This is a genomic window from Staphylococcus sp. GDY8P45P (assembly GCF_017892745.1).
GTDB classification, from domain to species: Bacteria; Bacillota; Bacilli; order Staphylococcales; family Staphylococcaceae; genus Staphylococcus; species Staphylococcus cohnii.
Genome location: NZ_JAESLS010000004.1, coordinates 598,696 through 616,758, shown reverse-complemented (window position 1 = coordinate 616,758; position 18,063 = coordinate 598,696). Strand labels below are relative to the sequence as shown.

Genomic DNA, 18,063 nt, shown 5'->3' with positions numbered 1-18,063 from the left:
CCTCCTATACTTTGAATTTATATTTTTTTAAAATTTCTTTTGCTTCATCTGTTTTTAAAAATTCAACCCATGCTGTGGCTAACTTTTTATCTGAAATCGTCGCTGACTTATATGTGATAGGCTGTTTTAACTCAGCTGTTTGAATTTCTTTCACATTACTATCACCATTTTTTTGACTTTGATATAAATCTGTTTTATAAACATAAACTAATTGGGCATTGCCCTTTTCAACATAATTTAATACTTGTCGCACGTCCTTTGCAAAAACTAAATGAGATTTAACATCCTCATACAATTGATGATCTTTTAAGTATTGCTCAGCATATTTACCTGCAGGCACGGATTTAGCCTCGCCTATTGCCAACTTTTCACCTTGCTTTAAATCAGACACATTCTTATATGTACTATTAGATTCACCTATAAGCACTAAATCATTTTGTGCGTATTCATATTTGTTTTGAGCTTGTTTACCTAATGCATCAATATCTTTTGTATTTGCAGACATAAATACATCTACAGGTGCCCCTTTCTCTATTTGTTGTCTCAAGGCTCCTGATCCGCCATAATTAAATGTGATTTTAGCATTTTTATGTTTTTTATTAAATGCTTGTTCTAAATCTTTAGTGACATCTGTTAAACTTGCTGCAGCTGAAATATGTATTTCTTTCTTATTATCAACCTTATTGTTAGCATCTTTTTCACTATGATTATTTTCGCTATTAGAGCACCCAGTTATTAACATACAAATCATAATAGTAGCAATAATTAAAAAATGCCAAGTTCTTTTCATTTAATTGCCTCCTTTTTCATATAATTATATGCCTCTTTATTTCAAAAAAAAAGAGCGTATACTAAAGTAAAAATGACTTTGTATAGCTCAATTTTCAAAATATTTATTATAGCGATGTAATAAACGTTTTAAATGCGTTTTGACCTTGTGGTGTGTTTTTGAATACACCTGCATCCTCTAGTACGCGTTTAAATTTAAAACCAAGTTCTTTTTCAATAATTTCCTCTACGTTCTTTTCATTAATATCATATCGTTGTGTCATGTCTTCTGCCCATGGTTGATGTATACCTAACGTTTGTTGTTGATCACCTAATAAAAATGCCTTAACCTGTTGTAATTCTTGTTTTAATCTACCAGGCAAAATTGCAGTACCCATAACTTCTATTAATCCAATGTTTTCTTTCTTAATATGTTGGACGTCTTTATGAGGGTGAAAGACACCATCTGGATATTGTTCCGATGTTTGATTATCTCTTAAAACAATATCAAGTTCATATTGTTGTTCCCTATAACGTGCAATAGGCGTTACAGTATGATGACGCTCGCCATTTTTACTGTATGCGCTTATATCTACAGTTTCATCTGAATAATTATTCCATGCTTTTCTAATAAATTCTGCCGCCGCCACTAAGTCGTTTTTATCTTCACTTTTCAAACGAATGACGCTCATTGGCCAATACAAAGTCGAAGCTGCTACTGTTGGAAATTGTTTTAAACTAAAGCTGTGCAGTTCCTTAGCGTTGTCCATCGGAAATGTGTGTCTACCCGATTGATAATGATTGTGCGTCAAAATCGAACCGCCAACGAGCGGAATATCTGCATTCGAACCAATAAAATAATGTGGAAATTTATCTACAAAATCCAACAGTTGTACAAATGTTTGCTTATCTATATTCATAGGAACATGTGATTGAGATAAAACGATGCTATGCTCTTTAAAATAGGCATATGGAGAATATTGAAATCCCCATTGTTCTTGTCCTAAGTTCAATCTGATGATACGATGATTTGTTCTCGCTGCTTGTATTACAGAGCCTTTAAACCCTTCATTTTCCATGCATAGTGCACATTTAGGATAATCTGTTGCAGGCGCTTCTTTCGCTTTGGCAATTTGTTTAGCATCTTTTTCTGGCTTGGATAGATTGATTGTTATTTCCATATCACCATACTCACTTGCTGTGTTGAAATTTATATTATGCGCAATTGCATCTTCTTTCACATAATGATTGCGTTTGGTTATGTTATAAAAATAGTCTGTCGCTTTCTTCGGACTCTGTTGATATAATTCATAAAACTTTTGATTCAGTACAGATGGACGAGGTGTGATTAAATCTAATATTTGTGCTTCAATGATTTCTTTGCTATATAATGCGTCATCTATACATTTGGAACTGATTGCTTCTTGAATCCAGTGTTGTGTTATCTCAAGTGCAGTTGTCTCTGAATTAAATTTGGAAGTGGTTGTATCATCTATGCCTGAAGCATTTAAAATACTCAGCAACCTATTTTGAATATAAATGGCGTCTTCCGCTTCATAATCCCCATGTGCAATAGCGTGAGATACAAATAATTGGACAGTGTATTTATTCAATAACATGCATTATACCTCCTGATATCCGTTAGGGTGCTTTTCATGCCATTGCCAAGCAGAACTAATAATATCATGTATATCATCATGTTTAGGTTTCCATCCTAATACTTGCTGTGCTTTATTACTTGATGCAATTAATTTACTAGGGTCTCCGGCTCTTCTTTCACCGACAACTGCATTTATTGTTTTACCTGTAACTTTTCTTGCTGCTTCTAAAATTTCAAACACAGAATATCCTTGGCTACTACCTAAGTTAAATGCACCTGATTCTCCTCCATTTTTCAAATGTTGAAACGCTAAGATATGCGCATCAATTAAATCAACGACATGTAAATAATCTCGTATGCAAGAGCCATCTTCCGTATCATAATCATCGCCAAAAACAGTTAGTTCATCTCTTTGTCCTAAAGCTACTTGTAATACAATCGGAATTAAATGCGTCTCAGGTCTATGGTCTTCACCAATTGTGCCATCCTCTTTTGCTCCTGCAACATTAAAGTAGCGTAGTGCAGCATAATTCACACCATAAGCTTCATGACTCCAATGCATCATTTTTTCCATCATTAATTTACTTTCACCATAAGGACTTGTTGGCGTTTTAGAATCATCCTCTGTAATTGGTACAGAATCTGGTTCACCATATACAGCTGCAGTTGATGAGAAAACAATATGCGCTACCTCATGATCATACATAACTTCTAACAATACCTGTAAACCATTAACATTATTATTAAAATAGCTTAGTGGTTTCTCAACAGATTCACCAACTAATGAATATGCACAAAAATGAAATACACCTTCAATATTTTCGTTATTAAATACGTTTTCTAAAAATGCTTTATCACGAATATCACCTTCGTAAAACTTTGCTTTATCGTGTATTGCTGCTTTATGTCCAGTGCCTAAATTATCTACAACAACAACATCATAACCTCTATGAATTAATTGATCTACTGCATGACTTCCAATATAACCTGCGCCACCTAATACTAGTACACCCATAAAAAAACCCTTCCTTTTTTAATTTGATTTTAAATTGTTTTTACGCCATCACTAATGCCGACATGATAAAACGATGGTTCATAACCAATTTTTTCTATATATTTTTTTGTAACTTTATCTTCTAATGCTTGGATTTGATTTTTGTGCACTAACGCAATTGCACAACCTGCAAAACCTGCGCCTGTCATTCTTGCACCGAGCACACCTTCTACTTGTTGAGCTGTTTCTGCCAACGTATCAAGTTCAATACCTGTTACTTCATAGTCATCTTTTAAAGATGCATGTGAATCATTTAATAATTGCCCAAATTTCTCAAAATTATTATCGGATAATGCTTGATAAGCAAGTTTCGTACGTTCATTTTCTGAAACGGCATGTTTTGCTCTTCTACGTTTTACGTCATCTTCAATAAGCATTTGATGTGCTTTAAATTGGTCCATCGTTAATTCACCTAAAGATTCAATATTTAACTTTTGTTGTAATGATGACAGCGCAGATTCACATTCACTTCTGCGTTCATTATATTTACTTTCAGTTAATGAGCGACGTTTATTGGTATTCATAATCGATATGACATAGTCTCCAAATTTTGCCGGTACAAATTCATATTTTAACGTTGCAGTATCTAGTAATACGGCGTGTTCTGCTTTCCCCATACCTATTATAAATTGATCCATAATTCCTGAATTGACACCCATAAATTGATTTTCAGTACGTTGACCTATCTTAATGAGTTCTAATCTCTCTAAATTCAAGTTAAATAACTGTTTTATCAGCCAACCGGTTAATAATTCTATTGATGCAGAAGATGAAAGACTAGCGCCATTTGGAATATTACCTTCTATCAAAATATCAAAGCCTTGTTTAATTTCTGAAAAAGCTTCTACTAAATATTTAATAACACCTTTAGGATAATTCGCCCAATCATGTTCCTTTTCAAAATCTAAATGGTCTAAATCGAAGGTGATCATACCGACCGTTTCAAAATTATTAGAATATAGGCGAACCAAATTATCTTCTCGTTTAACCGCTAAACCATACGTGCCTAATTCAATTGCAGCTGGAAAAACATAACCTCCATTATAATCAGTATGTTCTCCAATTAAGTTAATTCTTCCTGGTGCAAATGCACTCACTTCAGGCTGTTTGTCAAATATTCTTTCAAATTTCTCGCGCATAGCTTCTAACATAATATTCCGCTCCTTTAAAAAACGATATAAACCAAAATCGAACTCCATAGTAAACTTAAATAAAGTTTACTTGTTTACTAAATGTTTTGTCAATATACATTACTTGTTAACTTTAAAAGTCATTCTTTCTTTTAATTGTGCTTCTGCTATAACATGTATGGCAATTTGTCTTGTTTTATTTATTCTCTCTTCAGCCATTCTTACTGCTATTTTTCCATAATCTTCTATTGGTATATGTACACTACTGATAGAAGGAACTGCATACTGAATGACTTCTAAATCATTAAAACTTATCAATTTAATATCATCAGGTAAAGTGTATTTTTTTAGTTGTAATTGTTGCAATATACCTATAGCAATCATATCGTTACCTGCGATAAAAACTTGAGGTAAATGATGGTTTTGTAATAATTCGTTTACTGCATTTATACCATCTTCTTTATTCCAACCATTCATTAATAATCTACCTTTTCTTTGATGCTTGTCACACCAGTCAGTAAATGCGCTATATCGCTTATCTTGGATATTTGGACTATTCAATGTTGGCATACCAGTAAGATTTTTTATTGTATGCGTACCACCAACATAAACAATATCGTTTAAACCTGAACGATCTATATCGTTTAATAATTGAATCATAGCGTCATATAAATCTGAATAAACAGCATCAACAGATTTAGGTGTGTTAGCGTTATTGATAACCACAATATTCTGATTGTAACTCTGTAATTCTAAAATAGCTTCTGAAGCAAAATTCCCCACAACAATAATTGCACCAGCCTTTGTTATTTTAGTGAAATCAATAGGATCATGTTCACTATCAATACGAAGCGTTCTTTTTAATGATAGATTTAAACGTTTCACCTCCGCTTCAATGGCAAGTCTAATCTCACGATAATACGGATCAGACATTTCTTTGGCTCGTGATGCATAAGTAATAATTTGTATACTTTTATTTTTTCTTTCAGACTTTTTATATTGAAAATTATCTGCTATATCATATATTCTTTTTCTCGTTTCTTTAGCGACAGATAAGGTAGGGTCGTTATTTAACACACGAGAAACCGTACCTGGACTGACCTTTGCTTCTTTCGCAATATCTCTTATACTAGCCATTCATCGAGTCACCTCTCAACTTCGTGTTTACTATAAGTTTACTTCTAAGCATGATATATATCAAACATATATTATAGTTATAAGTATGTTTATGAATACAGTTTATTTTTTTTGCAACAAAAAATACGCTAAAATAGTTAGTGAATAGGAACTGGGGGATAAATACTATGAATGAAGATGTTTTGACAAATCAACATATTGTTAGATATGAAAACGGCAAACTTATTGAAACAACAGATCACTACGTCACAGAATTCCCACTGACAATCATGGTCAATGGAGAAGAATTTGCTACAGTCATTTGCAGTCCAAATCATATGAAAGAATTAGTCTTAGGTTTTTTAGCTTCAGAAGGTGCTATTTTAAAAAGTGATGATTTAAAATCTATCCAAATAGACGACAGTAAAGGTTTTGCCCATGTAGAATTAACTAAATCACTTAATGACCGTTTTGAATACTCTACTAAACGTATGATTGCATCATGTTGCGGTAAGAGTCGTGAATTTTATTTCCACAATGATGCTGCTATAGCGAAAACATCTATGTCTAAAATTAAACTTACCCCTCACCAAGTACTTAATATGATGACACGTTTACAAAGCGCAAGTAAAATTTTCAAACAAACTGGTGGCCTACATAATGCTGCCATTAGTGATGGAGAGACATTTTTTGAACACAGACAAGATATTGGTAGACATAATGCTTTAGATAAACTTTATGGTTATTGTATACAACGACATATACCTGTGCGAGATAAAGTATTAATTTTTAGTGGGCGCATATCTTCTGAGATTCTTATTAAAGCTGCGAAAATTGGCGTTGGTGTTATTTTATCTAAATCCGCACCAACTACATTAGCTGTAACGCTTGCCAATGATTTAAATATTACAGCAATTGGTTTTATTCGGGATGGTAATTTTAATGTTTATAGCCATCCAGAACGCATAACATCATAATGATTAAAAAGTATTCCTCACTATGTGAAAATATCAAATTACAGGCAAATCTTATGTGATATGTCACCTAAGGTTTGTTTTTTATCCATTGAGTTATGCAATATTATAAAACACGTATACTCATTCACTATTAAAATATTGAGTGTGAATTGGTGCAGACACATACAAAAAAGCATTAGTCAAATATGAAAGTATGAAGCTATGCCTTCAGAAATCGTGCATAAAAAATGTCGACAAAGTTGGAGACTTTGTCGACACGCTAATATCTTCACTATGTGAAAATACTTTTTATATTATAGTAAAAAACATTGGAGCTTATTCAAATATCTTCTTTTACAATATGATAGCAAAAGCTTATAAATACATAACCTTGCTTCACATACATTTCTTTAGCACTATCTTCTCCATCGGCAATCAGTATCAATGGTTTTTGCATGGCTAATTCTGCGACAAAACTTTGCATCACGCTACCAACACCTTGCCTTTGATGACATGCTAATACGCCAAAACCATCAATTTCAACAGTTGTCTCATCTATAATCAAATCTAATATACCAGCCGGAACACCTTGCTTATAAGCTATAAGACGTGTTTTAGCATCATTAATATATTGGTTTTTAATCATATTAGAACTTTCCCTGACATATTCCTCACCATATGGTGCTGCGAACTGGCTATGAACACTTATATAATCATCTATGGTATTCTCATCCACCACTTTAACTTCGATTTCAGAATCTACATATTTTTCGAAATTTTGAGGTTCAATCGCATATAACTCCATTAGACCTAATTCAAATTGTTCTTGATTAATTAATGCTATCCATTGTTGATCCAATTCTATATTTTCAGGAAAAGTAAAGGTTAAATGATTAGAGCTCTGTTGCTTATGCATATGTGTTTGTGTAGCAATATCTGCTTTCCATTGTTTAATTGAAGGCATTTGTTTGTACACCCATTTATTTGCATCAAATACTAAAGGAATTTGAGGAGTTAAATAAATTACTTTATCTTCATCTTCAGCATAAATATTCCCGGGTTGGAAAATATTGTTTAAAGTAATGTTTGCCATCATTTTCACTCCCCTTTATCGAAACTGATTCTACTTAAGTAATTGTTTAAATCGACTATGATTTAACATGATATTACCAATTAAGCTGGCAATCAGAGCTTTAATAATATCACCAGGCATAAATACAAAAGAAAGCATAATAGATTTAGAAATCGGTAAATTCGTTATAAGTCCCATTATAATCGTACCAACAATATCTAATAAAACGACCCCTATCACTACTGTCGTTATCAATAATACAATAAAGTTGATTCTTTTCAAATATAAGTCTCTTACAAGTCCAATGAGATATGTAACAACAGGATACATAAATAAAAAACCTGCTGATGGCCCTGCAAATACACCAATACCACCACGACCACCTGATAGCAACGGTAAGCCAGCAACTACTAAAAGTAATAAAACAACAATACTCAATGTTCCATATTTACGACCTAATAGAATAGCAGCTAGAAATATACCAATATTTTGTAAAACGATTGGAACAGGCATTATTGGTAACGGGATTGCAGGTACAAAACCTAAAACTGCAATAATTGCAGTCATTAAAGCAGTATAAACTAAATATTTCGTTGACATCATCAAACCTCCTTTAATGAAAAAAATTATACCACAAATGTAAACTATTAAAAACAAAAAGTTTACAATAAAACTATACCCTTTTAATAAACAAAAACATGAGCCTGGACAACTTTACTTCGTCCAAAACTCATGTTTTATTTTGATGATATCTAATTAAACCTCTAAAAAATTACTATAATCAACGCTTTATGAGTTAGATTTCAAAAATTTCTCTTTCAAATCTTTTCTCATAAATTCCAATGTATAAGGATCGTTATACCAATAAGTTTCTGCTTGTACCTCTATGACATGATCATTTTTAACTGCAGATAAATTGTTCCAAAGATCGGTTTTTTTATAACCTGGTTTTGATTTACCTTCGCTTGTAGAAACAATATAATCACCAGCATAATCCGCTATTTTTTCTTGTTTAATTTCAGCCCAGCCTTCTTTTTTAACTAATTCGTTAAGTTTATCAGGCATTTTTAATCCAAAAGCTTGGTAAATGACTTCACCACCACGACCCCAGTTAGAACCGTATGTGTAAAGTTTTTTATCGAATTCATCAAAAATTGATACTGTTGTATTTTCACCAATTTTCGCTTTGATTGCTTCACCATCTTTTTCAGTTTGTGATTTCCATTTTTCTTCCCATTTTTTTACTTTATCTTCTTTTCCAAGTAATTTACCTAATTGTCTTTGTTGGTCTAAATATTTATGCTTACCATAATCGTAAACTACTGTCGGTGCAATCTTTTTATACTTTTTAATGTTTTTATCTGTAGAGTAAGCTACGATTAAATCCGGTTTTGTTTTAGCAACTTTTTCAACATCATTTTCTCCAACTTTTTCAACATCTTTAAATTTATCTTTTAAAATATTACTGCTATCGACTTGCTCATTTACTGCTACAATATTGCCTCCTAAATATTTAATTCCACCTGCATATGTAGGTGCAACAACTGCAATACGTTCTGGATTTTTAGGTATATCAATTTTCTTTCCGCTATCTAATTTATAAGCTTTTGTATCTTCTTTTTTACTATCTGAGCCACTTTCAGATTGTTTCCCACAAGCAGCTAATATTAAAACCATTACAATAATTGGAAATATTAATTTTTTCATAAGGTCCCTCCGTTGAAAATGATTATCATTACCATTGAATTATATAATGATTATAAAATTTGTACAATAGAAAACCTAAAATTTTTATTATTTTAAAAAATAAAAAAAGGAATGAGTTATAAAATCAACTATAATAATTGATTTTTATAATCATTCCAAAATATAAAGCTTGTTCAAAGTATTCATTTACTTTAAAAACAGGCCATGTTTTCTGTATTTATTTGAAGTGACCTAATACACTATGAGCAATATTAGTATAAGCCATGTCTTCCATAGGTGGATTATGGAGTCCAGCTCGCATATCCCTATAGTAACGTTGTAATGGACGCTCCATCTCTAAACTCTTAGCACCCACTATACGCATGGCAATGTCTATCACTTCTAAACCTTGGTTCATCACCAACACTTTACTTGCTGAAGTTTCATTCCAAATTGGTATGTCTTGTTGCTGATTATATAAAGCTGAAGTACTCCATAAAAAGTGACGAGCTGACAATAGTAAGGATTCCATTTTACCGACATTTTGCTGTACGGTCGATATATCCCCAATCACACCATCAATGCTTGCAGGGCTATAATTTTTTGCAAAATCAACAGCATAGTCTCTCGCTGCTTGTGCAATACCTAAATAAGTACTAGGAATATGTAATATCCAACCATTAGGTTTTTTACCACCAGCGCCTCTTATTTCAACAAAATTTTCTTCTGGAATGAAAACATCATTTAAAATCAAATCATGACTTTCAGTTGCACGCATACCCACCATATTCCAATTGTCTGCAATCTCAACACCAGGCGTATCTTCAGATATCAAGAAAAACCCAACAGTATCTATTTCTTCATAATAGGCACTTACAATAAAATGGCTTAACCTTCTACTCATTGAAGTAAATGTTTTGACCCCATTAATCACAAAACCTTTGTCTTTTTTTATTGCATGTGTAGCAGGTCTTGCCCCACGTGTAGGGCTGCCTGTTTCAGCTTCACTGACAGCTCTGTTAACTAATGCACCTTTTTTCACTGCTACTGCAAAGCGCTCTAGCATATCTTGTTCCCAAGCATGTTGTTCATATAATTGTCCAACAACGCTAAGGTGCCAACCAACTGAAAGTGCAGTTGCTCCATCTATTGCTCCTAAATACGTCTGTAGTACAACCATATCTTCAACAGTCGCACCCTCACCACCATAAGCTTTAGGCAACGTTAATAGCGTATAGCCTTCTTTTACCAACCAATCAATATTCTCATATGGAAATCTTGAATGTTTATCATTATACTCAGCTTTTTCTTTAAATTGTTCTTTTATTGAATCAAATTTATCTATCCATTTTTTTTGTATCTCTGTATGTATTAATGCAGAATAATTCACAGTGTCCACCTCATTTTAGACTTTTATCTATTAATCTTAGTGTAACACTCGCTTATAACGAATAAAAGTCTTTAAACTATCTAAAATCTTACTTTACCGATAAGGATTAATGTGATACTTTGTATTTATTGATATTCTGGGGGTTTAAAATGATTACAGTTGAACATTTAATACATAAATATAAAGACCATACTGTTCTAAATGGCGTTAGCTTTTCACAAAATAAGGGTACTGTGACAGCTATTATAGGTCCAAGTGGATCAGGTAAAACGACACTGCTAAGAACATTGAACGCGTTAGCCATACCAAAATCAGGCACAATTCAAATTGACAACCAAAGATTTGTCGCCGATAAACATTCAAAAAAAGACATCTCACAGTTACGAAAGAAATCTGCGATGGTATTCCAAAACTATAATTTATTTAAAAACAAAACAATACTTGAAAATATTACAGTTGGTTTGATACATGGTAAAAAAATGCCCGTTAAGCAGGCAAATGAAATAGCCATCTCTTATTTAGAACGTTTTAATTTATTAAATCAAAAGGATAAATACCCTTCTCAACTATCTGGAGGTCAAAGTCAGCGTATAGGGATTATCCGTGCTTTAGCGCTTAATCCAGATGTATTGTTATTAGATGAACCTACATCTGCATTAGATCCTGAATCAATTCAAGGAGTATTGTCGCTTATCAAGTCTATTGCACAAGAGGGGATGACCATGGTTATTGTCACTCATGAAATACAATTTGCTAAAGCGATTGCTGATCAAATTTTATTTATAGATGAAGGTAAAATATTAAAACAAGGTACACCACAATCTGTTTTAGCGTCTTCAGATTCCAAAAGAATTAACCGTTTCTTAAACACCGTAGAAATGGAGCGTGACTTTTATGAAAAATAATAAGTTACGCTTTTTAATGATTACACTTTTGATTACGGTATTATTCAGCGGATGTAGTCAAGCGCAAAAATCATCAAATCAGAATAAAAAAGAAGAAATCAAAGTAGCAATATCTGCAGAAGTTAATCCACCTTATCTGTATACAAATAAACAAAATGAATTTGCTGGTTTAGATATAGACTATCTAAAACTACTAGAAAAAAAGTTACCTCAATACCAATTTAAATATGAAGTTGGTGAAGAAGAATCTAATCTTGTAGGTATTGGCGCCGGAAAGTTTGATATGGGAATTAATTGGTTTTTTAAAACACCCGAACGCGAAAAACAGTTTCTCTACCAAGACGTCCCTTATAGTTACGCCTTACCTTTGAATGTTGTTCACCAAAATAATTCTGATATACATACACTTAATGACCTACCTGAAAAAAAATTAACACCGATGGCACCGAGTGGCGGGTTATATTCTATATTATCTCAGTATAATAATACACATTCTCCAAAAATTGATATTGATACCATTCAAGAGCCTTCTAACGGGGATAATTTAAAAATGGTTAGTAATGCCAGACGTGATGCCATGATTTTAAACTGGAACACTTATAATGCAATTCAAAAACAAATCAATGCTGATGTCAAAATTGGTGGCATCATAAAAAAAGAATCATTGCATATCGTCTATAATAAAAAACACCAAAAATTACATGACGATATTGACGAAGCTACTCAAGAACTGATAGATGAAGGCAAATTACAGAAGCTTTCTGAAAAGTACTTTGATGTTAATGTATTTGATGATTTGGATGAAATAAACAAGCAAAAAGATAAATTGGAGGTGCAATCATGACAAATTCTGTTGATTGGGTCGATTTATTTAGACAAGTTTTACAGCAATTACCCATAACATTATTAATCTTTATATTGTCACTCTTTTTCGCTTTAATACTGGGATGCTTACTAGCAACAATTCGTATCAAAAAAGTGAAAATATTATCACCTATTGTCCGGATTTATCTGTCTTTTATTCGAAGTACGCCTTTAATTTTACAACTTTTTTTGGCATATTTTGCATTGCCACAATTATTATTATTCATCCAAATCGATATTAATCATTTCAGTAGACTGTTTTTTGTAATTTTAGCATTTACATTACATACAGGTGCTTACCTATCAGAGATTATACGGGCTGGATACCAATCAGTAGATTATAGTCAAATTGAAGCAGGACTTTCTGTCGGTTTATCTTATCCACGGATTTTAAAGGAAATTATTATTCCTCAAGCGTTGCGTAATAGCATCCCAAACTTGACGACACAAGTTATTGAACTGATCAAAGACACATCTTTAGCTTTTACAATTGGGATTATTGATATGATGGGCCAAGTTAAATTAATTATTGGAAATAATTATGGGCTAGGTATGTTAGAAGTTTATATCGTTATATCCATTATTTACTGGATTATCGCCCTTATCATACAAACTATATTTGCACTCATCAATAAACACGCCCAAAAACCATATCGCATCTAAGGAGGCATTATTTTGTCATTTATACTTTATACTTTTTCAGAAGTACTTAAAGGTGTACCTAATACAATCATCATCTCAATTGTAGCAATGATCGTAGGTTTAATCATCGGCACTTTATTTGCCTTTATTCAAACCAAAAATATTCCATTAATCTCTCAACTTGTAGTGATATATAATTCTTTTTTTAGGAGCACACCGCTTATTGTTCAATTATTTATTATGTATTACGGCTTACCAAAATTAGTGATGTGGGGTAATGAAAAATTCACATTGACAATTAATCCTGATATTTTCTCACCGTTAATTATTGCCTTTATTGTTTTTTCGTTACATGCTGTTGCATATTTGTCAGAATCTATTAAAGGTGGATTACTTTCAGTCGACACTGACCAAATTGAAGCCGCTCAAACTGTAGGGCTTTCAACAATAAGAACGTACAAAGAAATTATACTACCACAAGCATTCAGTTATGCACTTCCCAATATTGAAAATCAATTTATCATGCTTATCAAAGGGACTTCTTTAGCATTTGCGGTACAAGTTACTGAAATTATGGCAGTCAGTCATGTTATCGCCAATGAAGGCTACCGATTTATAACAGTATATAGTGTAGCTGCAATATTTTATTGGTTACTTGCCATTGTATTAGAATTGATATTTTCAAAAATAGAAAACCGTTCAACTCAATATATGTATGCAAAAACTTCAGCATAAATTACGAAATTGTATACTCATTTAGATTTGTCATTTTATCAATTTTCAATACTACGTTAACTTAGCTATACTTTTAAAGTTAACGTATGTAATACGAAGTGTCTTATTTGTTATAAGTAAATATATAAGTTAATCATATGTAAAGTGAATATTTCAGGAGAGACGCTCGATGTTCTGTTCTACCAAACAACGTCGAGATGTTGCTACTCTATAAGGATAAAAAACATGAACATGAAAAAAGCCCGTTAATACATTTTAAAAATAATGTATTAGCGGGCTTGATACTGAGATTGATATTTCAGTCTTATTTAAATTTTTGGATTTTAGCATACCTAAATCATTAGACAACTACATTGCCAAACGTTCGGCATACTGTCTTTTTCTTTTATAATAATTTTTAACTTTTTTAGGCATTGTACCGTTTTGTAATTCATCTTTAGTAATAATAGGATAATTTTTGAATACAATCGATCCTAAGTAACCACAAATAGCACTACCTATCGCGCATAATAACGCAACAACTATCACAGTTAATGCATTATTAAAGCCAAACATCACCATTAAACCTGCAATTGGCGTAGCCGTACCTGTAGCTTCATTAACGAGTCCAAACATTGCGATAATTACGCCTGATACTGCACCGCCTATAAAATTAGTCGCATAGACAGGAATAGGATTTGCAGTAACAATATCTGCTTGTGATAATGGCTCAATAGCGACAGAAATCGTTGTTTTTCGATCACCAAACTTCATTCGCTTAAACAAAACAAAATTCATAAATGATGACCCAAAAACTGCCAATGCTCCAATTGCCATAGGTGTACCTGTTAGTCCTAATAATGCAGTTAATGCCATCGAACTTAAAGGTGCAGTAGCTACTACTGTTATAATGCCGCCTAGTACTATCCCCATTAGTACTGGGCTTGACGTTGTCGATTCTTTAATGATATTACCTATTTGCAATAATGTTGCATCTACAACAGGTGCTACACCGATTGCAATAATTCGTGTAATAGGTGCAATGATAATAATTGAACCTATTAAATCCAAACCATCCGGAAATTTTTGCTCTATCCATTTCATACCAAAACTTGCTATGTAACCTGCAACAAAACCTGGTAGTAAATCCATGTTACCGCATGCAACTGCAATAACAAATGCGTATACAGGAGATACACCCATTGCTAAAGCAACCAAACCAGCAGCAGCAACACCACCTAAGCCGCCTGCCGCTTCACCTAACTGGCCTAAAAATGGAATCCCTAGTAAATCGCCACCAACATATTTATGAAATGCTTCCACTAAAAAAGAAGCTATTGCAGCATTTGCCAGGGCTCCCATTGCTTTTCCACCATTTGGAGCCTTACTAGTAAAAAGTGTAAACAAACATAAAACAATACCTAAAAATATAACCCCTAAAAGTAAATTCATAATAACACCCTTCTAATATTTGTATGCGCTTTCATTTAACAAATATTAGTATATCACATTTAAAGTTTTACTCAAATAATATTTTAGTTCAATATATAATTAATAAAATAAAATTACACTTTTCAGAATATTCGTTTTTTTATATATGTAACACGACTCATTTTCCAAAACAAGTTACTTGAGATAATCTTGTAATGTTTTTATCATATGTTCAATTTTTTGATGTTGCGCTTCATTTATATATACAACAACTGTACGTTCATCAATATCACTTCTCTTTTTACTCAAATAGCCCATTTTAATTAATTTTTGTAGTGCCTTCGTTAAATAGTACGGTTTTAACTCTGAATATTGTGCAATTTCTTTCGCAGTAACTTCATAAGATTGACATTCATGTATATAATTCAAAATAAATATTTCTTCATAATTTAATTTGTGATATTTTTTAGTTTCTTTGAAAAACTGCTTTCCTTTTTGATACAAAGTTATTAGTTCATTTAGTTCTTTTAATTTTTCCATAAAACCACTCCTTATGTTTTTTCATGATGTTAATATATTTCAAAGTGTGCCTGTCTTTATGTAATATAATTTTATCCTATTTAGGCTATTGAATTCAATATGGCTTACTATGAAAAATATTAGGAATTGCTACTATTTTTTTAATACCACTTTTTATTATTAAAATTTAGTGCTACATATATCCTTTTTGTTACTAAAAATTCATTAATACCTCTTATAAATTTTTAAAATTATTAGTATTTGACGTTAATTTAATAAATTGAACTCCACAAAAGCAAACTAAATATACTTTGAAATATCAATTACAAATATGGTTACATAAGACAACCAACTAAATTTAAATCAACAAGTCTAACGTAATGCATCTATATGTAGCATATACTCATTTTAAACGCATAACTATCAAATAATCATTTTCAAATTGAACGATTCGCTTTTTACTATTTCTACTATCACTATGTACAAGCGTTTTCTCACTAGGCGTCTGCCGATAAATAAAAAACAACTTGAGACATTTATTAAAGTCCCAAGTTGTGTTAACTATCATTTTTACTTTTTCATTTAAAACGAAACGCTTTATTATATCCATATCCAGCTGATATTTTAATGATTAATTATTTCTTTTTACAATCTAAAGTATCTAATAAGCTAAGTGCTGCTAATCCTGTTAAATCAAGTGCATGTTTTGCACCTGCTTTACCATGACCAGCTTCAAAGTGTTTATACGCTGCTACACCTAGCACTGTAATAGTTAATAGTGAAGCAATGCGTGATAGTCTTTTACTTGCAAAGCTTAATACGAAAAATACTGCACTTAATCCTTCTAAAGCACCAGCTAAAGGTACTGCATTTGCTGGCAAATTAAACACTTCAGTAAAGGTATCTTTCATAGATTTGTCACCTTTTAATTTAGGTTTTGCCGCACCATATAATTCTTTTGCTAATTTTAAATTTGTTAAATAACGTAATATCATTTTTACTCTCCTTCTATTTGTTTTCAAAATATTTATCTACAATAGGTTTTACCCGCTCACCTAATAATTTAATGGTGTTAATTGTATTTTCATGAGGCATTGAGCCCACAGGGGTATGCAACATAAAGCGAGATAAACCTAATGTTTCAACAGTTTCAATAATTTTATTAGCTACAGTTTCTGGACTACCAACATATAATGCCCCATGCGGTCCTGCTTCACGTATGAAGCTATTTTCATCATATAGTGGCCACCCACGTTCCTTAGCTAATACATCATGGCTTGCTTTTACTGAAGGGAAAAATTCACGAAAAGCTTGTTCGTCCGTTTCAGCAATGTAACCCCAAGAATGTGTAGCAATCGGTAATTTACTCACATCGTGACCATAAGATTCAGCTATCGATTTATACATATCAATATTTCTACGGAATCTTTTAGGGTCACCGCCAATTATAGCATAAGTGATAGGTAATCCTAATGCTCCTGCTTTCAATGAAGATTCTGGCGTTCCACCTGTGGCTATAGCAATAGGTAAAACACCTTGCTCAACTCTAGGATACACACCTAAATTTTGTATGTTCGCTCTCAGTTGACCAGTCCAATTTACAATTTCATTTTGATTAATTTGCATCAATAATTCAATCTTTTCATTAAATAGCTGTTCATAGTCATTTAAGTTATATCCAAATAATGGAAATGATTCTATAAATGAACCTCTTCCTACCATTATTTCAGCACGACCATTTGAAATTGCATTTAATGTTGAGAACCTTTCATAAACTCTTACAGGATCATCTGAGGATAATACAGTAACAGCACTACTCAATTTAATTTGCTTTGTATTTCTAGAAGCTGCAGCTAATACTGTAACTGGATCAGAAACAGCATAATCAGGTCGATGGTGTTCTCCTAATCCATAAACATCAAGACCATAACGATCTGCAATTTCAATTTCTTCTATTATATTCCTTATCCTCTGAGCATTACTAATTGCAGGTTCTTTACCTTTATCGGTGAAAATTTCACTATTATCAGCAAAAGATGTTAAGCCAATCTCAATTTTCATTCATTCACCTCGCTTATCAAGTATATTTTTTATACTCATTATCTTAAAACCTTTCAAATAAACTGTCAATATCATTGCTCATTAATATCATGCAAACATTTGTATCAATTATTCTCAATTCTTTCAAAAATAAATAATCTTTCTCTTTAGAAAAT

At 32.3% G+C, this 18,063-nt stretch carries 18 protein-coding genes; 5 read left to right on the top strand and 13 right to left on the bottom strand.

What is annotated here, in order from left to right; genetic code table 11:
- Positions 1–4: 4 nt before the first annotated feature.
- The 5 genes from modA to KA873_RS03085 form a co-directional block, all read right to left on the bottom strand.
- On the bottom strand, positions 5–790 hold the full coding sequence (gene modA / locus KA873_RS03105) for a molybdate ABC transporter substrate-binding protein (RefSeq protein WP_210140156.1): 786 nt from the start codon (positions 788–790) through the stop codon (positions 5–7).
- Positions 791–896: 106 nt separating this feature from the next.
- A complete protein-coding gene (gene galT / locus KA873_RS03100) occupies positions 897–2,387 on the bottom strand; it encodes a UDP-glucose--hexose-1-phosphate uridylyltransferase (RefSeq protein ID WP_107504794.1) in 1,491 nt (496 codons plus the stop codon).
- A 3-nt stretch (positions 2,388–2,390) separates the two neighbouring features.
- On the bottom strand, positions 2,391–3,383 hold the full coding sequence (galE, locus tag KA873_RS03095) for a UDP-glucose 4-epimerase GalE (protein ID WP_107384131.1): 993 nt from the start codon (positions 3,381–3,383) through the stop codon (positions 2,391–2,393).
- A gap of 29 nt (positions 3,384–3,412) precedes the next feature.
- Entirely contained in the window at positions 3,413–4,573 is a 1,161-nt protein-coding gene (locus KA873_RS03090) for a galactokinase (RefSeq protein ID WP_107386205.1), read from the bottom strand.
- Positions 4,574–4,672: 99 nt separating this feature from the next.
- Positions 4,673–5,689: a LacI family DNA-binding transcriptional regulator gene (locus tag KA873_RS03085; RefSeq protein WP_107384133.1), complete on the bottom strand. Its 1,017-nt coding sequence runs from the start codon at positions 5,687–5,689 to the stop codon at positions 4,673–4,675.
- Positions 5,690–5,856: 167 nt separating this feature from the next.
- Between KA873_RS03085 and fdhD the strand changes: the two genes are divergently transcribed.
- Complete coding sequence (gene fdhD, locus KA873_RS03080) at positions 5,857–6,645, top strand: formate dehydrogenase accessory sulfurtransferase FdhD (RefSeq protein ID WP_107384134.1); 789 nt, start codon at positions 5,857–5,859, stop codon at positions 6,643–6,645.
- A gap of 319 nt (positions 6,646–6,964) precedes the next feature.
- On the opposite strand, the gene KA873_RS03075 is transcribed toward fdhD, so the two are convergent.
- The 4 genes from KA873_RS03075 to KA873_RS03060 form a co-directional block, all read right to left on the bottom strand.
- Positions 6,965–7,717 carry a GNAT family N-acetyltransferase gene (locus tag KA873_RS03075; RefSeq protein ID WP_107386204.1) on the bottom strand — a complete coding sequence of 251 codons (753 nt, stop codon included), beginning with the start codon at positions 7,715–7,717 and terminating at the stop codon, positions 6,965–6,967.
- A gap of 30 nt (positions 7,718–7,747) precedes the next feature.
- Complete coding sequence (locus KA873_RS03070; protein ID WP_107386203.1) at positions 7,748–8,296, bottom strand: biotin transporter BioY; 549 nt, start codon at positions 8,294–8,296, stop codon at positions 7,748–7,750.
- A gap of 189 nt (positions 8,297–8,485) precedes the next feature.
- On the bottom strand, positions 8,486–9,403 hold the full coding sequence (locus KA873_RS03065) for an ABC transporter substrate-binding protein (protein ID WP_107504793.1): 918 nt from the start codon (positions 9,401–9,403) through the stop codon (positions 8,486–8,488).
- Positions 9,404–9,620: 217 nt separating this feature from the next.
- Positions 9,621–10,772 (bottom strand): acyl-CoA dehydrogenase family protein, encoded by a 1,152-nt coding sequence (locus KA873_RS03060; RefSeq protein ID WP_210140155.1) that lies wholly within the window; start codon positions 10,770–10,772, stop codon positions 9,621–9,623.
- 149 nt (positions 10,773–10,921) lie between these two features.
- Between KA873_RS03060 and KA873_RS03055 the strand changes: the two genes are divergently transcribed.
- Genes KA873_RS03055 through KA873_RS03040 form a run of 4 tightly spaced genes read left to right on the top strand, consistent with a single transcriptional unit; the run spans position 10,922 to position 13,918 of the window.
- Complete coding sequence (locus KA873_RS03055; RefSeq protein WP_107384139.1) at positions 10,922–11,677, top strand: amino acid ABC transporter ATP-binding protein; 756 nt, start codon at positions 10,922–10,924, stop codon at positions 11,675–11,677.
- On the top strand, positions 11,667–12,521 hold the full coding sequence (locus tag KA873_RS03050) for a transporter substrate-binding domain-containing protein (RefSeq protein ID WP_210140154.1): 855 nt from the start codon (positions 11,667–11,669) through the stop codon (positions 12,519–12,521). The genes KA873_RS03055 and KA873_RS03050 overlap by 11 nt, the downstream gene beginning before the upstream one ends.
- Positions 12,518–13,204 carry an amino acid ABC transporter permease gene (locus KA873_RS03045; RefSeq protein WP_107384141.1) on the top strand — a complete coding sequence of 229 codons (687 nt, stop codon included), beginning with the start codon at positions 12,518–12,520 and terminating at the stop codon, positions 13,202–13,204. The genes KA873_RS03050 and KA873_RS03045 overlap by 4 nt, the downstream gene beginning before the upstream one ends.
- A gap of 12 nt (positions 13,205–13,216) precedes the next feature.
- On the top strand, positions 13,217–13,918 hold the full coding sequence (locus KA873_RS03040; protein ID WP_107384142.1) for an amino acid ABC transporter permease: 702 nt from the start codon (positions 13,217–13,219) through the stop codon (positions 13,916–13,918).
- 348 nt (positions 13,919–14,266) lie between these two features.
- On the opposite strand, the gene KA873_RS03035 is transcribed toward KA873_RS03040, so the two are convergent.
- The 4 genes from KA873_RS03035 to KA873_RS03020 form a co-directional block, all read right to left on the bottom strand.
- The gene (locus KA873_RS03035; protein ID WP_107386200.1) at positions 14,267–15,349 is read right to left on the bottom strand and encodes a PTS sugar transporter subunit IIC; all 1,083 of its coding nucleotides are present in this window, start codon (positions 15,347–15,349) and stop codon (positions 14,267–14,269) included.
- A 174-nt stretch (positions 15,350–15,523) separates the two neighbouring features.
- Positions 15,524–15,868 (bottom strand): transcriptional regulator, SarA/Rot family, encoded by a 345-nt coding sequence (locus KA873_RS03030; RefSeq protein ID WP_107384144.1) that lies wholly within the window; start codon positions 15,866–15,868, stop codon positions 15,524–15,526.
- 614 nt (positions 15,869–16,482) lie between these two features.
- A complete protein-coding gene (locus KA873_RS03025; RefSeq protein ID WP_107384145.1) occupies positions 16,483–16,842 on the bottom strand; it encodes a DoxX family protein in 360 nt (119 codons plus the stop codon).
- Between the two features lie 13 nt (positions 16,843–16,855).
- Entirely contained in the window at positions 16,856–17,908 is a 1,053-nt protein-coding gene (locus tag KA873_RS03020; protein ID WP_107384146.1) for an LLM class flavin-dependent oxidoreductase, read from the bottom strand.
- Positions 17,909–18,063: the final 155 nt, after the last annotated feature.

Bases quoted from the DNA above. Each gene is read 5' to 3' on its own strand.
- modA (WP_210140156.1), bottom strand. From the start codon at position 790: ATGAAAAGAACTTGGCATTTTTTAATTATTGCTACTATTATGATTTGT.
- galT (WP_107504794.1), bottom strand. From the start codon at position 2,387: ATGTTATTGAATAAATACACTGTCCAATTATTTGTATCTCACGCTATT.
- galE (WP_107384131.1), bottom strand. From the start codon at position 3,383: ATGGGTGTACTAGTATTAGGTGGCGCAGGTTATATTGGAAGTCATGCA.
- KA873_RS03090 (WP_107386205.1), bottom strand. From the start codon at position 4,573: ATGTTAGAAGCTATGCGCGAGAAATTTGAAAGAATATTTGACAAACAG.
- KA873_RS03085 (WP_107384133.1), bottom strand. From the start codon at position 5,689: ATGGCTAGTATAAGAGATATTGCGAAAGAAGCAAAGGTCAGTCCAGGT.
- fdhD (WP_107384134.1), top strand. From the start codon at position 5,857: ATGAATGAAGATGTTTTGACAAATCAACATATTGTTAGATATGAAAAC.
- KA873_RS03075 (WP_107386204.1), bottom strand. From the start codon at position 7,717: ATGGCAAACATTACTTTAAACAATATTTTCCAACCCGGGAATATTTAT.
- KA873_RS03070 (WP_107386203.1), bottom strand. From the start codon at position 8,296: ATGTCAACGAAATATTTAGTTTATACTGCTTTAATGACTGCAATTATT.
- KA873_RS03065 (WP_107504793.1), bottom strand. From the start codon at position 9,403: ATGAAAAAATTAATATTTCCAATTATTGTAATGGTTTTAATATTAGCT.
- KA873_RS03055 (WP_107384139.1), top strand. From the start codon at position 10,922: ATGATTACAGTTGAACATTTAATACATAAATATAAAGACCATACTGTT.
- KA873_RS03050 (WP_210140154.1), top strand. From the start codon at position 11,667: ATGAAAAATAATAAGTTACGCTTTTTAATGATTACACTTTTGATTACG.
- KA873_RS03045 (WP_107384141.1), top strand. From the start codon at position 12,518: ATGACAAATTCTGTTGATTGGGTCGATTTATTTAGACAAGTTTTACAG.
- KA873_RS03035 (WP_107386200.1), bottom strand. From the start codon at position 15,349: ATGAATTTACTTTTAGGGGTTATATTTTTAGGTATTGTTTTATGTTTG.
- KA873_RS03030 (WP_107384144.1), bottom strand. From the start codon at position 15,868: ATGGAAAAATTAAAAGAACTAAATGAACTAATAACTTTGTATCAAAAA.
- KA873_RS03025 (WP_107384145.1), bottom strand. From the start codon at position 16,842: ATGATATTACGTTATTTAACAAATTTAAAATTAGCAAAAGAATTATAT.
- KA873_RS03020 (WP_107384146.1), bottom strand. From the start codon at position 17,908: ATGAAAATTGAGATTGGCTTAACATCTTTTGCTGATAATAGTGAAATT.